Source organism: Sphingomonas sp. HF-S4 (assembly GCF_032911445.1).
Taxonomy (GTDB): Bacteria; Pseudomonadota; Alphaproteobacteria; order Sphingomonadales; family Sphingomonadaceae; genus Sphingomonas; species Sphingomonas agrestis.
Map to the genome: position 1 here is coordinate 892,642 of NZ_JAWJEJ010000002.1, position 20,095 is coordinate 912,736.

Sequence of the window (20,095 nt, forward strand, 5' to 3'; positions counted from 1 at the left end):
AGCTATATCCGGAGCATGGGCAACGACTCAATCACCGCCGACATCGCCTGGGCTGCCTTCGAGGCGCGCGACCGCGCCTTTGACGGGCGCTTCCTCGTCGCGGTGACCACCACGCGGATCTATTGCAAGCCGACCTGCCCGGCGCGACGGCCGAGGCGCGAGAACGTGCTGTTCTATCCCGACGCCGAGAGTGCGCGCGCCGCCGGGTTCCGCGCGTGTCTTCGCTGCAAGCCCGACGAAGTGGGACGCGACAGGATCGCGGTAGCCGAAGCCGTCGCACTGATCGAGGCGGCCGAGGCGCCGATCGGGCTCGAGCAACTCGCCGCGCGGGTCGGCTATGCGCCGCATCATTTCCAGCGGCTGTTCAAGCGCGCCATCGGGGTGACGCCGGCCGCTTATGCCCGCGGGCTGCGCGCCCGCCGCGCCGCCGCCGCGCTCACCGAGGAAGAGCGCGTTACCGACGCGATCTACGAGGCGGGATACGCCGCGCCGAGCCGCTTCTACGAGACCGCCAATGCCCGGCTCGGCATGACCCCGAGCGCATGGAAGCGCGGCGGCGCCGGGGTGACGATCCGCTGGACGATCGCCGAGACCAGCCTCGGCCCGCTGCTGATCGCGGCGACCGACAAGGGGCTGTGCCGCGTTGCCTTCGACGAGGATTCGCTCGCGCTCGCCCGGCGCTTTCCGGCGGCGGAGATTCTTCAGGGCGGCGCGGCGCTCGCCGAGCTCGCGGCGCGGGTAGTGCGCGAAGTCGAGACGCCGGGGCGCGATATGGACTTGCCGCTCGACGTGCAGGGCACCGCGTTCCAGGAAGCGGTGTGGCAGTCGCTCCGCGCGATCCCGCCGGGAGAGACGCGAAGCTATGCCCAGCTCGCGGCGCAGGCCGGCAAACCGAAGGCGGTGCGCGCGGCGGGAACGGCATGCGGCGCCAACCATGTCGCGGTGCTGATCCCGTGCCACCGCGCCCAGCGCGCCGACGGTAGCATGAGAGGATACGCCTATGGCGTCGACCGCAAGCGCGTCCTCCTCAAGCGCGAGGGGGTGTCCGACTGAGTCCGGAGGCGGAGGGTCCGCTTAGCCCCGCTCGCCCTGAGCTTGTCGAAGGGCCGTCCTTCTTTCTTCCGAAGTGGGCAGACGAACGGTGCTTCGACAAGCTCAGCACGAACGGGATGGGTTATTCCGCCGCCGCAGCCCCGCCGGCCGCAGTCGGTGGTCCCGAGGCCGCCGGGCTGCAGCTATACACCAGCTTCTCGTTATAGACCTGCGGTAGCGCGGCGCGCAGCGCCTGTTGCTGGGTGGCGAGCGCGGCGCGGGCGGCCTGGTCCGCCGAGCACGTCTTGATCGGCACGCTCGATCGGAGCGCGCGGGCCTTCTCCATCTGCGCCGAGGAGAGCAAATAGCGCGTGTTGGTATAGATGCGGCTGCCCGGATCGTAATCGAGCACCGACACCGACTGTTCCTGCTCGGGCACGAGGATGCGCTGCCAGCGGGTGCCCGATTCGGCATATTGGGTACGGCCGTTGATGCAGCCATCGGCACCGATATCGAGATCGACCTTGTCGACCGCGGTGACCGTCACCCGGCTGCGCGCGGGCACCAGCGTGCACACCATCCGGCCGAGCGCCGACTGGCTGGGCACTGCGGGGCCGGCGCTTGCCTTGGGGATGGAGAGGATCTTGGTTTCGTCGAAATCGGGCCGGCTGACGAACAGCGCCACCGCGCCGAGCATCAGCACGCCGCCGCCCGCCGCGAGCCAGATCGCCTCGCGCTGGCGCTCTCGCGAAAGCAGCAGCCCCGCGCCGCCGAGCGCGAGCGCGCCGAGGACCAGCAGCACCGCGGCGCCCGCCATATAGTTCTCGCGCGCCGCCGCGTTGCGTGCGCGCGCCTGGGCAATCGTATCCTCGCGCTCGTCCGCGCTCCTGGCGGCGTCTGCCCGCGCCTTGGCATCGGCTTCGATCCGGGCTTTCTCGTCGGCATCGCGCTCCTGCGCCAATTGCTCCTCGACGCTGGTGCACGGAATGCCGACCGAGGCGAAGGGCTGCTTCGCGCCCTGAAGAAACGCGGCGAGTTCGTTGCCGGCAATTGCGAACGCGAAGGTCGAATCGCCTTCGTCGGCGCGGGTGATCGCCGAATTCACCCCCAGCACCCGGCCGCAGCGATCGAGCAGCGGCCCGCCCGAATTGCCACGTGCGATGCTCGCGGTGTGGAGCAGCACGTTGGTGCCCTGGAGCATGCGGTTGCCCGCGAACCCGCCCTGCGAGCGCACCGGCGATTGCGGCCGGATGAAGTCCGCCGCCGAGCGCGCGGTGGCGAGATCGACATTGCCCGGATAGCCTAGCGCGATCAGGCTCTCGCCATCGGCGGGCAGCCCCGTGAACAGCGTCAGCGGTGATAGCCGCACGCCGCTGAATTCGATCAGCGCCAGGTCGCGCTGCTGGTCGATCGCAACGAGCTTCCCCTGGAACGACTTGTCGCCCTCGGAAGGCACGATCCCGATGACGACATTACCGGGATAGCGGTCGGCAAGCTCGACGACATGTGCATTGGTGACGACGCGGTTGGGCGCCACGGCGAAGCCGCTGCCATGCCCGAAGCCGACGACTTCGTCCTCGACCACCGCGATCGTGACGATACGCACCACGCCGCGGCCCGAGGCGGAAATGTCGTCGGCGCGCGCCGGGGTGCTCCACGCCAGCGCCAGCACGAACATCATCACCAACCGCCGAACCATCACGCGACCTCCATTGCGGAAGCCTTCGAGCAAAAGCGGCGACGGTTCAAGCGCCACCACGCGTGCCCTGGCCGCAATCGACTAGTTGCCGGCTTCCGCCTTCTGCAGCCCGTTCTTGTCCAGTCGATTGAGCATCTCGCGTGCGGTCTCGTGTGTCGGGACGCCGGCGATCGCCTCCTTCTCTCGATCCTTGCGGTCCTTCTCGATCTCTGCGTCGCTACGCACCTTGTCGGGGAGCTGCAGCGCGGCGGGGCGGATCGTGTTGCGCGCGTCCCCGATCATGCCGCGGCGTTCGAAGTCGGCGGCGAGCTGGTAGCGCAGCTCGTCGTCCTGGGGAACGAGCTCGAGCGCGCGGAACAGCCCCTTCTGGGCGCCTGCGGACGGCGTGACGCCTTCCATGACGAAGGTGTCGTAGAAGCCCTTGAATATCTGCGGGTCGTCCTGGGCGATCCTGGTCGCGGCGACGATCGGCGCGCGTGCCGCAGTCCAGGCCGCCTTGTCGGTCGATTTTGCCGCCTTTAGCGCGCGCGCCTTGCGCAGCCCGTCGAACAGCATCGCCTTGGGATCCTGCGGTGCGATCGCCAACCAGCGGTCCACCGCGGCGTTGAGATCGGCATCGTCATTGGCATTGTAGTCGGCTTCCGCGCGAAGCTGCTGTGCGAAGGCGTCGTTCGGGAAGCGCAGCGCGTCGCGCCGAACCCGATCGGCGAACCGCCCGGCATCCTCACGCGCGACGCCGGCATGCAGCCGGATATCGTGCAGCATCATCGCATCCTGCGCAGCCGAAACCGGAGTCACCTTGGCCTCGCCCAACGAGACGGGCTTGAAGGTGATCGAGCGCCCCGGCAGCGCGTTGCGCCGCCTGCTATATGCCTGGAGCTCGGCGTCGAGCTTGCCCAGATCGCCGAACGCCTCGCTGGCTGCCTGGGCGAAAGGCACGCCCCGGTTGATGGCGGTCAGATATTTCTCAAGCTGGCCGTCGCGCTTGCCGCCGAAGTGTAGATAGTGCGTGAGCAGCCAGCCCTCGGCGTAGATGATGTCGACGCGCTCGCCCAGATCGTCATAGCTGCGTGCTTCGAGCAGCTTACGAATGGGATACCAGCTCGTTGTCGCAAAGGTCAGGTATCGCGACGCGGACGCGTCACCCATTCTCACCGTGTTGCTGTCGTCCTTGATATTCGTCGTGCCGATGAAGTCGGCGAACCCCTCGACGTACCAAAGCGGGTAGGTCGCGTTGAAATACTGGAACATGAAATGGTGGGTGAGCTCGTGAAACAGCACGAGGCGCGAGGAGAAACCCTGGTTCGCGTTACTTTCCGTGCTGATCACGGTATACGGGCCGCGTGGCGTCGCGCTGTAATATCCGGCGACACCCTGACGCGGGAAGGGCATGGTTCGCTGAACATCGTCGAAGCTGTCGACGACATAGACCTTCACCTTGATCGTCTTGGGTTCGTTGACCAGTCCGGTCATCGTCGCCTGGGTCAGATGCAGCTTCTCTAGGCGCAATGCCATCGCCCGAAGCCGCTCCTCGCCGATCTCGCCATAGACGATGAAGTGGTTGGACTCGGCCTTCTTCCATTCTGCCGCGGCGCCGGTCGGCAACAGCAGCGCCGCGGCTAGCAACAGCTTGCGAAAGATCATGATTATGCCCCCATATAATTCGCGTCAGAGTACAATGCTCTCCCGCTTCGGCAAGGCGGCACTCAACGGGCCGTCGGGCGTGCCGTTGGCGGTGCCGCCGGTGTCTCGGGCGCTTCGGAGGCGTCGTCGGCGGGCGGGGCCGTGTCGAGCGTGTCGATCGCGCCCTTCACATCCCCCTCATCGATCGTCGCGATCAGCGCGGCGGCGCGGCGGGCAAAGCCTTGGCCGTGCGGGCTATAGGCGAGCGGCGCGAGCATGGCGCGGGCCTTCTCCTTGTTGCCGTCGCGCAAATACATCTGCGCCGCGTTGAAGCGCAGCCCGACATCCTGGGGGGCAAGGTCGAATGCTCGCGCGAGCCCTTGCTTGGCATTCTCGCTCGGCGCACTCCCAAAGTCGACGAAGCTGCGGAAATAGAGGATCAGCAGCTTGGGGTCGTCGGGCTCTAGCCGATTGCCCTGCGCGATGATCTTGCGGATCTCGGTCTGCGTTTCCTTGCTCCTGTCGCGTGCCTGGCGGGCCGCCGCCATCCGCACCATCGCCTTGTAGAGCCAGGCGTCGACAGCCTTGGGGTCGGCTGCGAGGGCGCGATCGGCGGCAGCTCCGGCGGCGGGCAGGTCGCGCGCATCGTACGCGGCTTCGGCGAGCACGATCTGGGCGCCGGGGTCGTTAGGGAAGGGCGCCGCCGCCTTGCGCGCTTCCTCATAGACGCCCGGCGCGGTCTTGGCATTGACGCCATTCTTGGATCGGATGCGGACGTCCATCGTCGCCGCCTCTCCCGGCGTCAATTTGCGCAGCGTGATCTTGATCTGCCCGGCTTCGGCCGCCGCGACGCGATAGCCGATCAGCTTGCCGCGCTTGTAGCGTTCGAGCTCGGCGTCGAACTTGGCTAGGTCGCCGAACGCCTGCGCGGCTTCGAGCGATTTCTTGCCTTGGTTCATGGCCCGCAGGTAGGCAGTCAGCTGGTCGCGCCGCTTGTTCGCAATCATCGTGTAATGCGTGAGCAGCCATCCGCGGCCATAGAGCGCGCTGCGCTGCTCGCGATCGAGCTTGAGCGTGTCGGCCACCAGCATCTTGTCGATCGGCAGATTGTTGCCGGACATGATGGTACGCGCCCGATAGAGCGGCGGCATACCGATCCGCACCGCGCCGTCCTTGTCGAAGTCGGCAGTCGCGAAGACTTCCGCGAAGCCCTCGATGAACCAGGAGGGATGCACCGAATGTGGCGCGATGCTCCACATCAGGTGATGGGCATATTCGTGAAACAATATGCCTTGGGCATCGAGATCGGTCGCCGCGCCGGAGCCCAGGCGGCGCGGCACTACCGCCATCGAACCGCCGGCGCGCGGCTTGTAGAAACCGCCGACGAACTTGTCGCCTATCAGCTTGATCACGGCATCGCGATCATCGACGACATAGACGGTGACGCGGTTGGGCGCGGCGATCGGCTCGTCCTTCCATCCGCCATAGAGCCGCACTGCGTGATCGAACTGCTCAAGCTCGGTGGCAAACTGCTCGAGCCGCTCGGGCTTCTGGTCCGAATAGACGACGAAGTGCCGGCTGCTCGCTTCATACCAATCCGCATTGGCCGTGCCCGGGACGAGCAGAAGAAGCGGCAACAACAGTCTGCGAATCATCGGCGATCCCCCACGTCGCCGCGAAGCTAATTCGCTGGAAACGACGCGGCTAGACGAAACTATACGGATCCACATCGACTGCGACGCGCACCTTGCCGCTCCATTCGAGCGCGCCGAGCCAGTCGCGGATCATGTCCTGGACGTCGAAGGCGCGGCGGGCATGGACGAGCAGGCGGAAGCGGTGGCGGCCGCGCAGCATCGCCAGCGGCGCGGGGGCGGGGCCGTACACGTGCATCTCCTCGCGATGCGGCGCGGTGCGGCCCAGCATCCGCGCGGTTTCTTCCGCCGCTGCCTTGTCCTCGCTCGACACGATGATCGCGGCATAGCGGCCATAAGGCGGCGCGCCGGCGTCGCGCCGCGCCTCGGTCTCGGCGGCGTAGAAGGCGGCGCTGTCGCCGGAGATCAGCGCCTGCATCACCCCGGCTTCGGGCGAGTGCGTCTGGATGAACACCTTACCCGGCTTCTCGCCGCGCCCGGCGCGCCCGGACACCTGCATGATCTGCTGGAAGGTGCGTTCCGACGCACGCAAATCGCCGCCGTCGAGCCCGAGATCGGCATCGACCACGCCGACCACGGTCAGATTGGGGAAGTGATAGCCCTTGGTCACCAGCTGGGTGCCGACGACGATGTCGATGTCGCCATGCTCCATCCGTGCAACGAACTCGGCGGCCTTGGCGGGGGACCAGAGCGTGTCCGACGTGACGATCGCGGTCTTGGCGTTGGGCCACAATATCGCGACTTCGTCGGCGATCCGCTCGACGCCCGGACCGCAGGCGACGAGGCTGTCGGGCTCCTCGCATTCGGGGCAGATTTCGGGCGTCGGCACGGTGTGGCCGCAATGATGGCATGACAGCCGCCGGATCAGCCGGTGCTCGACCATCCAGGCGGTGCAGTTCGGGCATTGGAAGCGGTGGCCGCAATGCCGGCACAGCGTGAGCGGGGCATAGCCGCGGCGATTGAGGAAAAGCAGCGATTGCTCGCCGCGCTCCAGCGCCGCGTCGATCGCCAGGATCAGCCGCGGGCTCAGCCAGCGGCCGCGGTCGGGCGGCTCCTTGATCAGGTCGATCGCCTCGATATCGGGCAGCTCGGCGAGGCCGTAGCGGCCGGGCAGCTTCAATTCCTCATAGCGTCCCAGCTCGACCTGGTGCCGGGTCTCGATCGCCGGCGTGGCCGAGGCGAGGATCACGGGGCATCCCTCGAAGCGCCCGCGCATCACCGCGACGTCGCGGGCATGATAGTGGACGCCTTCCTCCTGCTTGAAGCTGGTCTCGTGCGCCTCGTCGACGATGATCAGCCCGAGCCGGGGATAGGGCAGGAACAAAGCCGATCGCGCGCCGACCACCACCTTGGCCTCGCCGCGCGATATCGCCCGCCACGCCCGGCGCCGCTGCGAGGTGCGCAGCCCCGAATGCCACGCCACCGGCTCGCAGCCGAAGCGCTTGGCGAAGCGGGTGAGGAAGGGCTCGGTGAGCGCGATCTCGGGGAGAAGGACGAGCGTCTGCTTGCCCGAAGCGAGGGCGGCGGCGACCGCTTCGAAATAGACTTCGGTCTTGCCCGATCCGGTGACGCCGTCGAGCAGGAACGGCTGGAATGCCTCCGCTGTCACCGATTGCCGCAGGATGCTCGCGGCATCGGCCTGCTCGCCGCTGAGTTCGGGGGGCGCGAAATTGGGGTCGGGCAGGGGATAGGGGCTGTCGGTGTCGACGATCACCGCCTCGATCGCGCCGACCTTGCACAGCCCGCGGATCACGCCTTCGGAAACGTCGGCGATCGTCGCGAGTTCGCGGACCAGCCCCTGGCGCTCGCCGATCCGCTCGAGCGCCTGTTCGCGTTGCGGCGTGAGGCGATCGGGTACCAATCCGGTCGCGCGATACTCGGTGATCGTCGGCGCCGCCTCGAACGCCGCCGAGGTGCGCACCGCCATCGCCAGCACCGCCGAGAGCGGGCTCAGATAATAGTCGGCAGTCCATTCGACGAGGCGGCGGACGGGCTCGGGGATCGGCGGGGTATCGGCGACCGCGAGGATATTGCGCAGGCGATTGTCGCCGATCTCTTCCTTGTCGGGCGGCAGCCGCTCGGGCTCCCACACCACGCCGGCATATTGGCGCGGCCCGATCGGCACGACGACGATCGACCCGGGCTCGACCGTCATGCCGTGCGGAATGCGATAGTCGAGGGGCCCAAGTGCCGGATGGAGGACGAGGATGCGGGCGCGCGACATGCCGCCCATATCGTTGCTTCGGACTCGGCTGAAAAGCCTAGAGGTTCAGCGAAAGCTGCATCGACAGCGCATGGTCCATCTGCGCGCTGCCGCCGTTGCGGGCGAAGCGGTACTGGTTGAGATAGCCCACATCGCTCGAAATGCCCTTGGCGATCGGCAGCGTCACGCCCACCCAGTTGCGCATCCGATCGTATCCGGCACGCTGGCCCCAATCGGTGCTGTTCGCCATGAAGAAGCTCTCATGGCTTGCGAACAGCGCGAAGCCTTTGCCGATCGGATGGTTGTAGCGCAGCAGCGGGCGGATGCGGATGCCCACTTCGGGGCCATCGGGATGAAAACGTTCGTCGATGCGGAATCGCGAAGTGAATCGCCCATAGGTCAGGATGACGTGCTGGCGCAGGCGGTCCTCGTCGTCGGCGGTATTGCCGCCGTGGCTGCCGACATGGCGATAGCCGAACCCGATCTCGACATGCTTGGAGAGCTTATGGCTGACGAGCCCGCCGATCTCGGTGTGGAACAGTCCCTTCTGGCGCTCGCTGAATCGCGCGATGCCTTCGACGGTCACGCGCCAGTCCTCGGCGATCGGGACATTGGCATTGGTCTGCAGCCAGAGCTGGGTGTCCTCGACCGTCTGCGCATCGGCTTCCGGCACGAGGAATAGCAACAACGCAGGAGCAAGAAGGGCGCGCAAGCCGAAGTTCCTCGTGGGGGAAGATCCGTGCGCCTAGCCCAAGCAGGTGCCTCTGTCATCAACCAGTAACATTAGGTGGCATTGCGCCGTTAAGCGCCGATGCTAGTCTCGCGGCCGGGTCGCGACAAAAGGGGGTTGCCATGCTTTTGACTGCGTTCGCGCTGCACGCTGCCGTCGCACAACAACAATGCCGCACGCTGGATGCCCGGCTTCCGGTGGCGCTGCGCGGCTGGAAGGTTTCCGGGAGCGGGCTCGATACCGGCCACACCGTGACGCTCAATGCGGGACGAGACAAGGCGCTTCGGACCAGCGTTACGATCCGCCGCGCCGGCACTTATGGCATCGCGCTCGATCAGGCCGGCTGGATCGATGTTGCGCCAGCACGCGGCAAGCCACTCGAATCGGTCGCGCACGGCCACGGCCCCGAATGCTCCACGATCCGCAAGATCGTCCGCTACAAGTTGCGCCCCGGCACCTATCGCGTCGACGTGACTCGGCTTAAGGCGGCGCGCGCACGGCTGATGCTCGTGCGCTACTGATTCGCCTGAAGGACCACAGATGAAATTCTTCGCCGACACTGCCGACACCGCCGACATCCGCGACCTCGCCGATACCGGGCTGCTCGACGGCGTCACCACCAATCCGTCGCTGATCCACAAGGCGGGCCGCGACTTTCTCGAAGTCGTTGCCGAGATCTGCCAGATCGTGCCGGGCAAGCCGGTGTCGGCCGAAGTCGTCGCCCTCGATTACGAAGGCATGATGCGTGAGGCGGAGATCGTCCGGAAGATCGCTGACAACATCGCGGTCAAGGTGCCGCTGACGATCGACGGGCTCAAGACCTGCAAGGCGCTCACCGACGACGGAACGATGGTCAACGTGACCCTGTGCTTCTCGGCGAACCAGGCGCTGCTCGCCGCCAAGGCGGGCGCGACCTTCATCTCGCCCTTCGTCGGCCGCCACGACGACAACGGCTTCGACGGGATGCAGCTGATCAGCGACATCCGCCTGATCTACGACAATTACGACTTCGGCACCGAGATCCTCGTCGCCAGCGTCCGCCACCCGATTCATGTGCTCGAGGCCGCGCGCATCGGCGCCGACGTGATGACCGCGCCGCCTGCGGTGATCCGCCAGCTGGTCAAGCACCCGCTGACCGACAAGGGCATCGAAGGCTTCCTCGCCGACTGGGCGAAGACCGGTCAGAAGATCGGGTAACCTCATCCTCCCCGGAACGGGGAGGGGGACCGCGCCCGCAGGGCGGGGTGGTGGGGGCGTGCCGCGAGGGATGTCCTATGAGGCGACCCCCCTCCACCATGCTTCGCATGGTCCCCCTCCCCGTGCCGGGGAGGATCGGGTAGGGTTCGTGCTGTGACCGAACCCGCGCTCCCGCTCCTATACGGCCAGCACCTCGCCCGCGACCGGCGGCGTTCGGTACACACGGTGCGCGCCTATGAGGCGACCGCGGTCCGTTTGATCGCATTCCTCCAGTCGCATTGGGGCGGCGAAGTCACTCGCGACGCACTGGCGAAGATCGCGACCGCCGACCTGCGCGCCTTCCTGGCGCATCGTCGGGGGGACGGCCTGTCCAACGCCTCCGCTGCACGCGAACTCTCCGCAGTGCGCGGCTTCCTCAAATTCGCCGCGGGCGACGCCGCCGAACTTCCTCGCCTGCGCGGCCCGCGGGTCAAGAAGGGAATCCCCCGCCCGATCGCGCCGCACGAGGCCGTTGCGCTCGCCGAGACGGTGGCCGAGGAGGCGCGCGAGCCGTGGATCGGCGCGCGTGACTGGGCGGTGCTCCTCCTCCTTTACGGTGCCGGGCTGCGGATCGGCGAGGCGGTCGGGCTCACCGGCGCCGTCCTGCCGCTCGGGCCTACGATGCGCGTCACCGGCAAGCGCGCCAAGACGCGCACCGTGCCGCTGCTGCCGCAGGTGCGCGAGGCGATAGAGGCGTACGCCCAGCTCTGCCCCTATGGCATAGCGCGCGACGCGCCGCTCTTCCGCGGGGCCAAGGGCGGGCCGCTGCCCCCGGGCGCGATCCGCAAGGCCGTGCGCGCGGCGCGTACAGTGCTCGGCTTGTCGGAACGGACCACCCCGCACGCGCTGCGCCATAGCTTCGCGACGCACCTGCTCGGCCGCGGCGCCGACCTGCGCGCGCTGCAGGAACTGCTCGGCCATGCCAGTCTCAGCTCGACCCAGGTCTATACCGCGGTCGACGCCGCGCATCTGCTCGACGTCTATCGCAGCGCCCATCCGCGCGCGTGACTTTTCAAAGCGAAAGCAATAGGATCGTGGCGGGGGCGCAATGACCTACAGCTACGATACCGATATCTCCGCGGTGCAGCACGTGCCGAGCATCGAAGCGACGCTGCAACAGGTCTGCGCGCTCACCGGCATGGGCTTCGCCGCAGTCGCGCGCGTCACCAGCGAGCGCTGGATCGCCTGCCAGGTGCTCGACCGCATCGAATTCGGGATGAAGCCGGGCGACGAACTCGTTCTCCAGACGACGATCTGCGACGAGATACGGTTGAGCGGCCGCGCGGTATTCATCGATCATGTTGGTGCCAATCCCGAGTGGCGCACGCACCACACCCCGGCGATGTACGGCTTCGAAAGCTATATCTCGGTGCCGATCATCCTGGCCGACGGCAGCTTTTTCGGCACGCTCTGCGCACTAGATCCGGCCGAGCGCGAGAAATCGCTGGCGGCCGCCTTGCCGCAGCTCGAAGCGATGGCGGCAACGATCGCCGTCGAACTCGATCGGCTCCGCGCGGCAGCCTAGTTTGGGCCCTAGCGCTTCGCCCGCGGCTTCCAGGTCGCGACGCGCCACACATAGAGTAGCAGCAACGCGACCAGCGTCGCCGTCACCACCGGCGCGATCCAGTGATCGATCTTCTCGAAGCTCGCGCCGAGCCAGAACCCCACGCCGACCAGGATCGTGTTCCAGATCGCGCTGCCGATCGTGGTGAAGGCCAGGAAGCGCCAGAAGGGCATGTGCATCAGCCCGGCGGGAATCGAGATAACCGTCCGCCCGATCGGCATGAAGCGAAATACGAGCACCGTCAGCCCGCCCCAGCGATCGAAGAAGCGGCGGAAGTTCTCGACATCCTCCCAGTCCATCGTCAGCCAGCGGCCCCAGCGATCGATCGCCGGCCGCAGCCGCTCATAGCCGTAGCGCCGGCCGATTTCCCACCAGAACAGGTTGCCGACGGCGCAGCCGAGCGTCCCGGTCAGCACGAGCAGGGTGAAGTCCATCTTGCCTTGGCCAGCGGCGATCCCGGCGACGCTCATGATCACTTCGGACGGGACCGGCGGAATCACATTCTCCAGCACCATCAGCAGGAAAATGCCGAAATAGCCCCAACCCAGCCAGTCGATCATCGGTCAGGCCGCGCGCTCGGCGACGCGGCGCTCGATCGCCTGCCAGATCAGCGCGCCGGTATCCGACCCGTTGAACCTGTCGATCGCGACGATGCCGGTGGGGGAGGTGACGTTGATCTCGGTCAGCCATTCGCCGCCGATCACGTCGATCCCGACGAACAGCAGTCCGCGCTTCTTGAGCTCGGGGCCGAGCACGTCGCAGATTTCCTGCTCGCGGGCGGTGAGCTCGGTCTTGGCCGCGGTGCCGCCGACCGCGAGGTTCGAACGGATCTCGCCTTCGCCGGGCACGCGGTTGACCGCGCCGGCGACCTCGCCGTCGACCAGCACGATGCGCTTGTCGCCCTGCGCGACCGAGGGGAGGAATGCCTGCACCATATGCGGCTCGCGATAGGCGGTGTTGAACACTTCGATCAGCGAGGAGAGGTTGGCGCCGTCGCTGCCAACCTTGAAGATCGCCTTGCCGCCATTGCCGTGGAGCGGCTTGACGACGATTTCGCCGTGCTTCGCCAGGAAGGCGCGTGCCTCGTCCAGGCTGCGGGTGACCAAGGTCGGCGGCATGAACTGCGCATAATCGAGCACGAAGATCTTTTCGGGCGCGTTGCGTACGCTGGCGGGGTCGTTGACCACCAGGGTGCGCTCGGCGATCCGCTCGAGCAGGTGGGTAGCGGTGATGTAGCCCAGGTCGAATGGCGGATCCTGGCGCATCAGCACGACATCGACTTCTGCCCCGAGATCGAGGCTGACGGGATCATCGAAACGGAAATGATCGCCCGCGACGCGCTGGACGCGCACCGGATGCGCCTTGGCCCAGACGCGGCCTTCCGAATAGTTGAGGTCTTCGGCGGCGTAGTGGAACAGCCGGTGCCCGCGCGCCTGCGCGGAAAGCATCAGCGCGAAGGTCGAGTCGCCAGCGATGTTGATCGCATCGAGCGGGTCCATCTGCACGGCAACAACAAGCGACATTCGGCCTCCTTCGCGGACCCTTGTAGGTGACTTATTGGACTAAGTCACCCCATCCAGGCGTTCTCGATATGGCGGGGGAGCGCGCGGGGGGCAATGAGGATCACGTCGACTCGGATGTCGTCGCCCGGTCCGGCATAGCGCGGCATCAGATACTCGGCCGCGGCGGCGACGCGCGAGAGGCGGCGCTCGTCGATCGCGAAGTCTAGTTCGGCATCGCTGGCGCGGGTCTTGACCTCGACGAACGCGACCAGCCGCCCCTTGCGCACGACAAGGTCGACTTCGCCCGCGGGGGTGCGGACTCGGCGGTCGAGGATTCGCCAGCCGCGCAGCCAGAGCCACCAGGCGGCGCGGCGTTCGCCGTCTCTTCCGCGATTTTCCGCCGCTTTACGGGCGTTTGTCGCTCGCGAAGGCCGTTTCATCTGCGACTCCGCCTGCAAGGGGTTGGCGCCTGTGGATAACTTTGGTTAGCCTGCATCATTCCGACTCAGAAGAGGCCGGGTCGCTAATCGTCACCGGGGGGTGCCGAAGATTATGGAATCGAACGAAAGCTATTACCGGCGTCGCGCCATCCAGGAAATCGTCGCGGCACGAAACGCGATAACTGCGGATGCGCGTGCGCGGCGGCGGTTGCTTGCGGAGAGCTATGTGAAGCGGCTTTCGGAACTCACCGGTTCCGACGAGAGCTTCATGCTCGACGCCAATCCTGCCCGGTTGCAGCACGTCGCCTAAGTCTTGAGCTGCATCGCCCGCGCATACAGGGCCTTGCGGTCCAGCCCCAATTTCTTCGCGACTTCGCCCGCGGCCTTTGCCGGGGGTAGCCGCGTCAGCGCTTCGGCGAGGGCCGCATCGCCGTCTTCCTCGGTCGCGGGCGGCGCCTCGCCCGGCGGCGCCACCACCACCACGATCTCGCCCTTGGGGGGCGCATCGGCATAGCGACCCGCCAGCTCGGTCAGCGTTCCCGTCACGCATTCCTCGAACCGCTTGGTGATCTCGCGCGCGATGGCGGCCTCGCGATTCCCCAGTCCTGCGGCCAGCGCGGTCAGGCAGGCGGCGAGCCGCGGCCCCGATTCGTAGAGTACCAGGGTCGCGCGGATCGCGGCGACCTCGGCGATCGCTTCGGCGCGCGCCTGTTGCTTCGAAGGCAGGAAGCCAAGGAAGAAGAAGCGGTCGGTCGGAAGCCCTGCCAGCGTCAGCGCGGCAATCGCGGCGCAGGGACCCGGGATCGTCGTCACGACATGCCCCGCCGCCCGCGCGTCGCGCACCAGCTTGAAGCCGGGGTCGGAGATCAGCGGCGTGCCTGCGTCCGATACCAAAGCCACCGCCTCGCTTGCCATCCGCGCGATCAGGCCGGGGCGGACGGCGTCGGCATTGTGGTCGTGATAGGGGAGCATCCGGCCCTTGGTGCCGAGGTGACGGAACAGTCCCGCTGTCACACGCGAGTCTTCGACTGCAACCACATCGGCTTTCATCAGTATTTGCGCAGCGCGTGGGCTGAGGTCGCCGAGATTGCCGATCGGCGTCGCGACGATGTAGAGGCCGGGGGCAAGAACGAGATCATCCATCGGGGAGTGTCATGGCAGACGCCAGAGTAAGTGCGCAACCGGGCCTGTGGAACATGCTGCGCGCCGCAGCGGTGGGCGCGACATTGTTTCTCGCCGCCTGCGCGAGCGGGCCGCGGATCGTGCCCGAGGCCGAGCGCCCCGCGCCGACCACGCGGCCGACCCCGGTCGCGCCGCGCCCGATCCAGCCGGGCCTGCCTCAGGATGTCGAGCGCCACCGCATCGCCTTGCTCGTGCCGCTGAGCGGCGCCAATGCGGGCGTCGGCCGCTCGCTCCAGAACGCGACGCAGCTCGCGGTGCTCGATACGCGCAGCGATGCCATGCGGATCACCACCTATGATACCGCCGCGCCCGGCGGTGCCGCCGCTGCCGCGCAGCAGGCGATTTCGGACGGCAACCGGCTGATCCTCGGCCCGCTGCTCGCCGAGGAAGCGCGCGAGGTCGCACCGATCGCCCGGCGCGCGCGCGTGCCGGTGCTGAGCTTCTCGAACGACGCCAGCGTCGCGGGCAACGGCACCTATATCCTCGGCTACGTCCCCGCCCAGTCGATCGAGCGGGTGGTCAACTACGCCACGCGCTCGGGGATCAAGGACTTTGCCGGGCTGATCCCGAGCGGCCTCTATGGCGAGCGCGCCTCCACCGCGATGCTGCGCGCGGTGGAGGATGCCGGCGGGCGCGTGCTGGCGATGGAGACCTATGACGGCCGTCCGGGCTCGATGACCAGCGCGGTCGCCAAGATCGGTCGCTCGCCGTTTCAGGCGATCCTGATCGCGGGCAGCGCGGATGGCGCAGTGACCGCGGTGCCGCTGATCCGCCGCTCGGCGAGCGGGAAGGCCGCACGGCTGCTCGGCACCGAATTGTGGAACACCGATTCGGCGATCGGCAGCAAGGCGGCTTTGAACGGCGCGTGGTTCGCCAGCGTGCCAGACAATTACTATCGCCAGTACGCCAGCAAGTACCGCGCACGCTTCAGCGCGGCGCCGTACCGGCTGTCGACGCTCGGCTACGACGCAGTGCTGCTCACCGTCCGCATCGCACGCGACTGGCGCCCGGGCGACGAGTTCCCCGCGGCGCGGCTAACCGAGCGCGAGGGGTTCGCCGGGCTCGACGGGGCGTTCCGCTTCGGCCGTGACGGCGTCGCCGAGCGCGCGCTCGAAGTGCAGGAAATCCGTGGCGGCACCACCGCCACGGTCTCGCCCGCCCCCCCGAACTTCAAGGGGAACTGAGCCCTCCGCCATCCCGGCGAAAGCCGGGATGGCGGAGGTTATGCAATCACCAGCTCGCGCAGGATCGCCTCCAGCACCGGCATTCCGGCATTGGTGACCGCCAGCCGATCGCCCACGACCGTCACCAGACCCTGGTCGCGCATCCGCGCCAATGCGAGCTGGTCGAGAGGCGCCTCGCCGTCGGCCAGTTTGGCGACCCGCGCGACATCGACGCCCTCGGGCAATCGCAGCCCCATCACCAGCGCCTCGACTGCGCGTTCCTGGGGCGTCAGCACGTCCTCGACCTGGAGGCCATGGCCGTTACGCGCCACCGCACCCAGCCAGTTCTCAGGCTTCTTATGCCGCATCGTCGCGAGCCCGCCGCGCCGGCCATGTGCGCCGGGGCCGATCCCGGCATAGTCGCCATAGCGCCAATAAGTCAGGTTGTGCCGGCTCTCGGCGCCGGGCCGGGCGTGGTTCGAGATTTCATAGGCGGGCAGCCCGGCGGCGGCGGTGATGTCGCGCGTCGCCTCGAACAGATCTGCGCCGGCGTCGGAATCATAGGCGGCCAACTCGCCTTTCTCGAACAAGGTCGCGAAGCGCGTTCCCGGCTCGATGGTGAGCTGGTAGAGCGACAGATGCTCGGTGCCGAAGCCGATCGCGCGGCGTAGTTCGACTTCCCAGCCGGCGAGATCCTGATCGGGGCGCGCGTAGATCAGGTCGAAGCTCACGCGGCGGAAGACCGACTGCGCCGTATCCAGCGCCGCCAGTCCCTCATCGACGCCATGCGCCCGTCCCAGGAAGCGCAGCGCCGCATCGTCCAGCGCCTGCAGCCCGAGCGAAACCCGGTTGACCCCCGCCGCGGCGAGATCGGCGAAGCGCGCCGCCTCGACCGACGAGGGATTGGCTTCGAGCGTGACCTCGATACCCGGCTCGAACCCCCAATGCCGCTCCGCCGCCTCGATCACGGCGGCGACAGTTTCGGGCGGCATCAGCGAGGGCGTGCCGCCGCCGAAGAAGATCGAGCCGAGCCGCCGCCCGGGCAATTGCGCCGCCTCATGGGCCAGGTCGATGAGCATCGCATCGCGCCACGCCGCTTGGTCGACGCTCTCGCGGACATGGCTGTTGAAGTCGCAATAGGGGCATTTCGACACGCAGAACGGCCAATGCACATACAGCGCGAGCGGGGTGGTGCCGGAGTTCATCGTATCGCGATACGCCAGGAAATCGAACCACGCGCATAGCCCGGCAGGCGGAGCGCCACAAAGACTCACGGGTTCGGCAATCGGTGCGGTGGGCCGTGCCCTCACCGCAAGAGGGCTTGGAGCGGGTAACGGGAATCGAACCCGTGTATTCAGCTTGGAAGGCTGCTGCACTACCATTGTGCTATACCCGCGCGCCGCCGGGGCGACTGCCACAGTCTGCGGCTATCGGTCAACCGTCTCGCGCAAGCGCATCGTCACGGGCTTGGTGCGATCGATCGAAAGCAACCCATCACTTTCCTCGAGTTCGGCAACCTGCAGCACGCTGCGGCGGTGCCAATCGAAATCGCGCGCAGCCTCCGGTTCGCCCGACTGATGGACGAAGTAGATCAGGTACGCGCGGTCGCCCGCGACGATCACGTCGGGGTGCTGGACCTTGGCGCGGTCGGTCGGGCGGGTGCCCGGCTCGCCACCGAGATAGCCCGGCTGCGCGGTCCAGTTTTCGCCGTCGGACGAATGCTGAATGAGCAGGCCCTTCCACGCGTCACTAACTAGCCACCAGCGCCCGCGCCAGCGGAACGCCTTGGGGCCTTCGCCCGGCGTGCTGGTGACCGGGCCGCGTACGGTCCAGGTCTTGAGATCGGGGCTATCCGCGTATTTGATCGCCTTGTTGGCGCGCTCGTCGTTGAACCACATGCGATAGCCGCCCTGCGGCAGTGCGAGGACGCTCGCGTCGATCACCCGGTCCGAGCCGAGTTCGACGCGCTCGCCGCACTGCCAGCTTTTGAGGTCGCGGCTGGTCAAGTGGACGAGGAAGCGCGGCGCGTTCCAGTCCTTGAACACGCCGGGCACGACCGTGATCCACATATGCCAAGTGTCGCCGAAGCGCTGAACCTCGGGCGCCCACAAGGTTGCGCCGGTGCAACTCGTCGGAATCGCCGCAGTGCCCGCATAGCGCCACTTCGCGCCGTCCTTCGATCGCGCCACGCCGATCGCCGTGCCGTGGACCCAGCTGACGTCCTTGGGATCGGCGAGCTTCAGGTCGGCGCGGCGATTGGTGTAGAACATCACCCATTCGCCGGTCTTCGCGTCGCGCACCGTGGAGGCGTCGGCGGCGCCGTCATGGACGGGATCGCGAAACAGCGGGACCGATGCGACCGGATCGGCGGCGAGCAGTGCGAGCGCGGCGAACACCATCAGTGGCGCACTCCAGCGATACTGTTCCTTCCCCATAGCTGGTGATACTTCCAGCCCGACAGATCCTCGACGATCCCCTTGGCCTCCGGCGAAGTAGGCTCGGTGCCCCCGGCGCGGAGATGATCGATCTCGGCCATCAGCACGCCGTGCGTCTGCGCGTTGAGACGGAAGCGCCACGAGGCGACCAGCCCGGCGAGCATGACCAGAATTGGCCCGAGGATCAGCAGCCAGGTGATCGTGGCGATCGCCTCCGGGGTCTGCTGCATCGCCTCGCCGGGCCCTGCCTTGGGCGAGATATAGCCGCCCAAATCGATGATGAAGCCCGTGCAGATGATCGCCGCCGATTGCGCGAGTTTCCGAACCAGCGTCATCACCCCGGCGAAGATGCCCTCGCGGCGCTGGCCGGTGACGGCTTCGTCGACGTCGGGCAGGTAGTTGTAGATAGACCAGGGCACGAAGTTGAGCGTGCCGCGGCCCAGCCCGGCGAGCAGGATCGGCACGAACAGCCAGAAGATCAGCACCGGGCTGAACGTCGCCGAGGCCGGGTTGAGCGCCGAAAGCATGTTGCCGCCGAGCGCACCCAGGTCCGCGACGAAGCGCGCGGGCCGCAGATAGTAGAAAGCGAGGAACAGCAGCAGCCCGGCGCCGAAGAAGCTGATCGCGATGCGATAGGCGATCACCGGGCCGGTTCGGATGACGATGTTGATCGCGATCATCACCGAAATGAGCTGCGCGACGTACATGATCGTGAGCAGCTGCGAGATGATCAGCGTCGCGCCCATCATTACCGTGACGACGAAGATCGGGAAGGCGGTGTTGAAGATGTCCTGCGAGATGTAGCCGCCAAGATAGATCGACAGATGCTGGCGGAACGCACGGATGCGCAGCGTCGAGAACAGATCACGGAACATCACGACCGGGATCATCAGCGCGGTCTTCACGTCGAGCGGCGCAGACTGCACCTGCTTCTCGGCTTCGGAATAGGGGCGTTCCCAGGTGAAGATCACCACCAGCGTCACGACCAGGCTGAAGATCGCGCCGAAGATCGCGGCCATGATCAGGAAGGTGCTCGGGGAATCCTTGCCGCCCAGCGCGCCGATGATCAGCGTCGGCAGATACGAAGCGAGAATCGCGGAGCTCTGCGCGACGATCATCCGTGCGCCGGCGAACTTCGCCTTCTTGCGATAGTCGTTGGTCATCTCCGCGGCGAGCGTCTCCCACGGGATGAGGAACATCGTGTAGACGAACTCGAAGAAGATGAAGGTCAGCAGATAATAGGTGAAGCTGTGCCCGGCGATGAAGATCAGTGCGAAGCTGGGCAGCAGCGGGATCGTGGCGATCAGGAAGATCTTGCGCCGCCCGATGCGCCGCCCGATCCAGGTATGCCGCAGATTGTCGGACACATAGCCGATCAGCGGACAGGTGATCGCCTCGAGCAGCCGCGGCAGGCCGAGGATCAACCCGGCCTCGGCGGCGGACAGGTTGCAGAAGGTCGTGAAGAAATAGAGCAGCCAGCCGGTGATGACCGCCTGCGCACCTGCGCCCAGCATGTCGCCGGAGCCCCAGCCCCAATAATTGTACCAGCGCGGCTGACGGGTGGGCGCGGAGGCGCTGCTGGCCATGCGGGATTTCCTCTCTGGGGTAGGCCGACGGGAATGCGGCACCGTGCC

The 20,095-nt window shown here is 67.1% G+C and carries 19 protein-coding genes and 1 tRNA gene; 7 read left to right on the forward strand and 13 right to left on the reverse strand.

What is annotated here, in order from left to right:
* The first annotated feature begins 15 nt into the window (after positions 1-15).
* Positions 16-1,053, forward strand: coding sequence for a bifunctional DNA-binding transcriptional regulator/O6-methylguanine-DNA methyltransferase Ada (gene ada, locus RZN05_RS20250; protein ID WP_317228579.1), 1,038 nt, complete (start codon positions 16-18; stop codon positions 1,051-1,053).
* 121 nt (positions 1,054-1,174) lie between these two features.
* Here the strand turns inward: ada and RZN05_RS20255 are convergent, their stop codons facing one another.
* The 5 genes from RZN05_RS20255 to RZN05_RS20275 form a co-directional block, all read right to left on the reverse strand.
* Positions 1,175-2,731 carry a S1C family serine protease gene (locus tag RZN05_RS20255; protein ID WP_317228484.1) on the reverse strand — a complete coding sequence of 519 codons (1,557 nt, stop codon included), beginning with the start codon at positions 2,729-2,731 and terminating at the stop codon, positions 1,175-1,177.
* Between the two features lie 81 nt (positions 2,732-2,812).
* Positions 2,813-4,375 carry a hypothetical protein gene (locus tag RZN05_RS20260; RefSeq protein ID WP_317228485.1) on the reverse strand — a complete coding sequence of 521 codons (1,563 nt, stop codon included), beginning with the start codon at positions 4,373-4,375 and terminating at the stop codon, positions 2,813-2,815.
* Between the two features lie 62 nt (positions 4,376-4,437).
* Positions 4,438-6,009, reverse strand: a complete 1,572-nt coding sequence (locus RZN05_RS20265; RefSeq protein ID WP_317228486.1) for a DUF1570 domain-containing protein — start codon at positions 6,007-6,009, stop codon at positions 4,438-4,440.
* A 49-nt stretch (positions 6,010-6,058) separates the two neighbouring features.
* Positions 6,059-8,230, reverse strand: coding sequence for a primosomal protein N' (locus RZN05_RS20270; RefSeq protein ID WP_317228487.1), 2,172 nt, complete (start codon positions 8,228-8,230; stop codon positions 6,059-6,061).
* Positions 8,231-8,267: 37 nt separating this feature from the next.
* On the reverse strand, positions 8,268-8,897 hold the full coding sequence (locus RZN05_RS20275; RefSeq protein WP_317228488.1) for a DUF2490 domain-containing protein: 630 nt from the start codon (positions 8,895-8,897) through the stop codon (positions 8,268-8,270).
* A gap of 164 nt (positions 8,898-9,061) precedes the next feature.
* Here RZN05_RS20275 and RZN05_RS20280 point away from each other — a divergent pair, with 164 nt between their 5' ends.
* The 4 genes from RZN05_RS20280 to RZN05_RS20295 all read left to right on the forward strand — a co-directional run bounded on the left by RZN05_RS20280 (position 9,062) and on the right by RZN05_RS20295 (position 11,700).
* Positions 9,062-9,460, forward strand: a complete 399-nt coding sequence (locus tag RZN05_RS20280; protein WP_317228489.1) for a hypothetical protein — start codon at positions 9,062-9,064, stop codon at positions 9,458-9,460.
* A gap of 19 nt (positions 9,461-9,479) precedes the next feature.
* Positions 9,480-10,136, forward strand: coding sequence for a fructose-6-phosphate aldolase (gene fsa, locus RZN05_RS20285; protein ID WP_317228490.1), 657 nt, complete (start codon positions 9,480-9,482; stop codon positions 10,134-10,136).
* Positions 10,137-10,289: 153 nt separating this feature from the next.
* Positions 10,290-11,183, forward strand: a complete 894-nt coding sequence (locus tag RZN05_RS20290; protein WP_317228491.1) for a tyrosine recombinase XerC — start codon at positions 10,290-10,292, stop codon at positions 11,181-11,183.
* Between the two features lie 40 nt (positions 11,184-11,223).
* The gene (locus RZN05_RS20295) at positions 11,224-11,700 is read left to right on the forward strand and encodes a GAF domain-containing protein (protein WP_317228492.1); all 477 of its coding nucleotides are present in this window, start codon (positions 11,224-11,226) and stop codon (positions 11,698-11,700) included.
* An 8-nt stretch (positions 11,701-11,708) separates the two neighbouring features.
* Here RZN05_RS20295 and RZN05_RS20300 read toward each other — a convergent pair whose 3' ends face one another.
* The 3 genes from RZN05_RS20300 to RZN05_RS20310 are packed head-to-tail and all read right to left on the reverse strand — an operon-like array spanning position 11,709 to position 13,681.
* Positions 11,709-12,299 (reverse strand): DedA family protein, encoded by a 591-nt coding sequence (locus tag RZN05_RS20300; protein WP_317228493.1) that lies wholly within the window; start codon positions 12,297-12,299, stop codon positions 11,709-11,711.
* A gap of 3 nt (positions 12,300-12,302) precedes the next feature.
* The gene (gene gshB / locus RZN05_RS20305) at positions 12,303-13,262 is read right to left on the reverse strand and encodes a glutathione synthase (RefSeq protein ID WP_317228494.1); all 960 of its coding nucleotides are present in this window, start codon (positions 13,260-13,262) and stop codon (positions 12,303-12,305) included.
* A 44-nt stretch (positions 13,263-13,306) separates the two neighbouring features.
* Entirely contained in the window at positions 13,307-13,681 is a 375-nt protein-coding gene (locus RZN05_RS20310; protein WP_317228495.1) for a YraN family protein, read from the reverse strand.
* Between the two features lie 112 nt (positions 13,682-13,793).
* On the opposite strand from RZN05_RS20310, the gene RZN05_RS20315 reads away from it, so the two are divergent.
* A complete protein-coding gene (locus RZN05_RS20315; RefSeq protein WP_317228496.1) occupies positions 13,794-13,991 on the forward strand; it encodes a hypothetical protein in 198 nt (65 codons plus the stop codon).
* On the opposite strand, the gene rsmI is transcribed toward RZN05_RS20315, so the two are convergent.
* Positions 13,988-14,824 (reverse strand): 16S rRNA (cytidine(1402)-2'-O)-methyltransferase, encoded by an 837-nt coding sequence (gene rsmI / locus RZN05_RS20320; RefSeq protein WP_317228497.1) that lies wholly within the window; start codon positions 14,822-14,824, stop codon positions 13,988-13,990. The genes RZN05_RS20315 and rsmI overlap by 4 nt on opposite strands.
* Positions 14,825-14,835: 11 nt before the next feature.
* Between rsmI and RZN05_RS20325 the strand changes: the two genes are divergently transcribed.
* Entirely contained in the window at positions 14,836-16,047 is a 1,212-nt protein-coding gene (locus tag RZN05_RS20325; RefSeq protein ID WP_317228498.1) for a penicillin-binding protein activator, read from the forward strand.
* Between the two features lie 38 nt (positions 16,048-16,085).
* On the opposite strand, the gene hemW is transcribed toward RZN05_RS20325, so the two are convergent.
* From hemW to RZN05_RS20345, 4 genes are all read right to left on the reverse strand, one after another.
* Positions 16,086-17,231 (reverse strand): radical SAM family heme chaperone HemW, encoded by a 1,146-nt coding sequence (hemW, locus tag RZN05_RS20330; protein WP_317228580.1) that lies wholly within the window; start codon positions 17,229-17,231, stop codon positions 16,086-16,088.
* A 117-nt stretch (positions 17,232-17,348) separates the two neighbouring features.
* Positions 17,349-17,422, reverse strand: a tRNA-Gly gene (locus RZN05_RS20335).
* 31 nt (positions 17,423-17,453) lie between these two features.
* Positions 17,454-18,461, reverse strand: coding sequence for a glycoside hydrolase family protein (locus tag RZN05_RS20340; RefSeq protein ID WP_317228499.1), 1,008 nt, complete (start codon positions 18,459-18,461; stop codon positions 17,454-17,456).
* On the reverse strand, positions 18,425-20,047 hold the full coding sequence (locus RZN05_RS20345; protein ID WP_317228500.1) for an MFS transporter: 1,623 nt from the start codon (positions 20,045-20,047) through the stop codon (positions 18,425-18,427). Before RZN05_RS20345 ends, RZN05_RS20340 begins: the two co-directional genes overlap by 37 nt.
* Between the last annotated feature and the right edge of the window lie 48 nt (positions 20,048-20,095).

Bases quoted from the DNA above. Each gene is read 5' to 3' on its own strand.
- RZN05_RS20345 (WP_317228500.1), bottom strand. From the start codon at position 20,047: ATGGCCAGCAGCGCCTCCGCGCCCACCCGTCAGCCGCGCTGGTACAAT.
- RZN05_RS20300 (WP_317228493.1), bottom strand. From the start codon at position 12,299: ATGATCGACTGGCTGGGTTGGGGCTATTTCGGCATTTTCCTGCTGATG.
- RZN05_RS20265 (WP_317228486.1), bottom strand. From the start codon at position 6,009: ATGATTCGCAGACTGTTGTTGCCGCTTCTTCTGCTCGTCCCGGGCACG.
- RZN05_RS20270 (WP_317228487.1), bottom strand. From the start codon at position 8,230: ATGTCGCGCGCCCGCATCCTCGTCCTCCATCCGGCACTTGGGCCCCTC.
- RZN05_RS20255 (WP_317228484.1), bottom strand. From the start codon at position 2,731: ATGGTTCGGCGGTTGGTGATGATGTTCGTGCTGGCGCTGGCGTGGAGC.
- ada (WP_317228579.1), top strand. From the start codon at position 16: ATGGGCAACGACTCAATCACCGCCGACATCGCCTGGGCTGCCTTCGAG.
- hemW (WP_317228580.1), bottom strand. From the start codon at position 17,231: ATGAACTCCGGCACCACCCCGCTCGCGCTGTATGTGCATTGGCCGTTC.
- RZN05_RS20325 (WP_317228498.1), top strand. From the start codon at position 14,836: ATGGCAGACGCCAGAGTAAGTGCGCAACCGGGCCTGTGGAACATGCTG.
- RZN05_RS20340 (WP_317228499.1), bottom strand. From the start codon at position 18,461: ATGGGGAAGGAACAGTATCGCTGGAGTGCGCCACTGATGGTGTTCGCC.
- RZN05_RS20310 (WP_317228495.1), bottom strand. From the start codon at position 13,681: ATGAAACGGCCTTCGCGAGCGACAAACGCCCGTAAAGCGGCGGAAAAT.
- fsa (WP_317228490.1), top strand. From the start codon at position 9,480: ATGAAATTCTTCGCCGACACTGCCGACACCGCCGACATCCGCGACCTC.
- RZN05_RS20280 (WP_317228489.1), top strand. From the start codon at position 9,062: ATGCTTTTGACTGCGTTCGCGCTGCACGCTGCCGTCGCACAACAACAA.
- RZN05_RS20315 (WP_317228496.1), top strand. From the start codon at position 13,794: ATGGAATCGAACGAAAGCTATTACCGGCGTCGCGCCATCCAGGAAATC.
- rsmI (WP_317228497.1), bottom strand. From the start codon at position 14,824: ATGGATGATCTCGTTCTTGCCCCCGGCCTCTACATCGTCGCGACGCCG.
- RZN05_RS20295 (WP_317228492.1), top strand. From the start codon at position 11,224: ATGACCTACAGCTACGATACCGATATCTCCGCGGTGCAGCACGTGCCG.
- gshB (WP_317228494.1), bottom strand. From the start codon at position 13,262: ATGTCGCTTGTTGTTGCCGTGCAGATGGACCCGCTCGATGCGATCAAC.
- RZN05_RS20260 (WP_317228485.1), bottom strand. From the start codon at position 4,375: ATGATCTTTCGCAAGCTGTTGCTAGCCGCGGCGCTGCTGTTGCCGACC.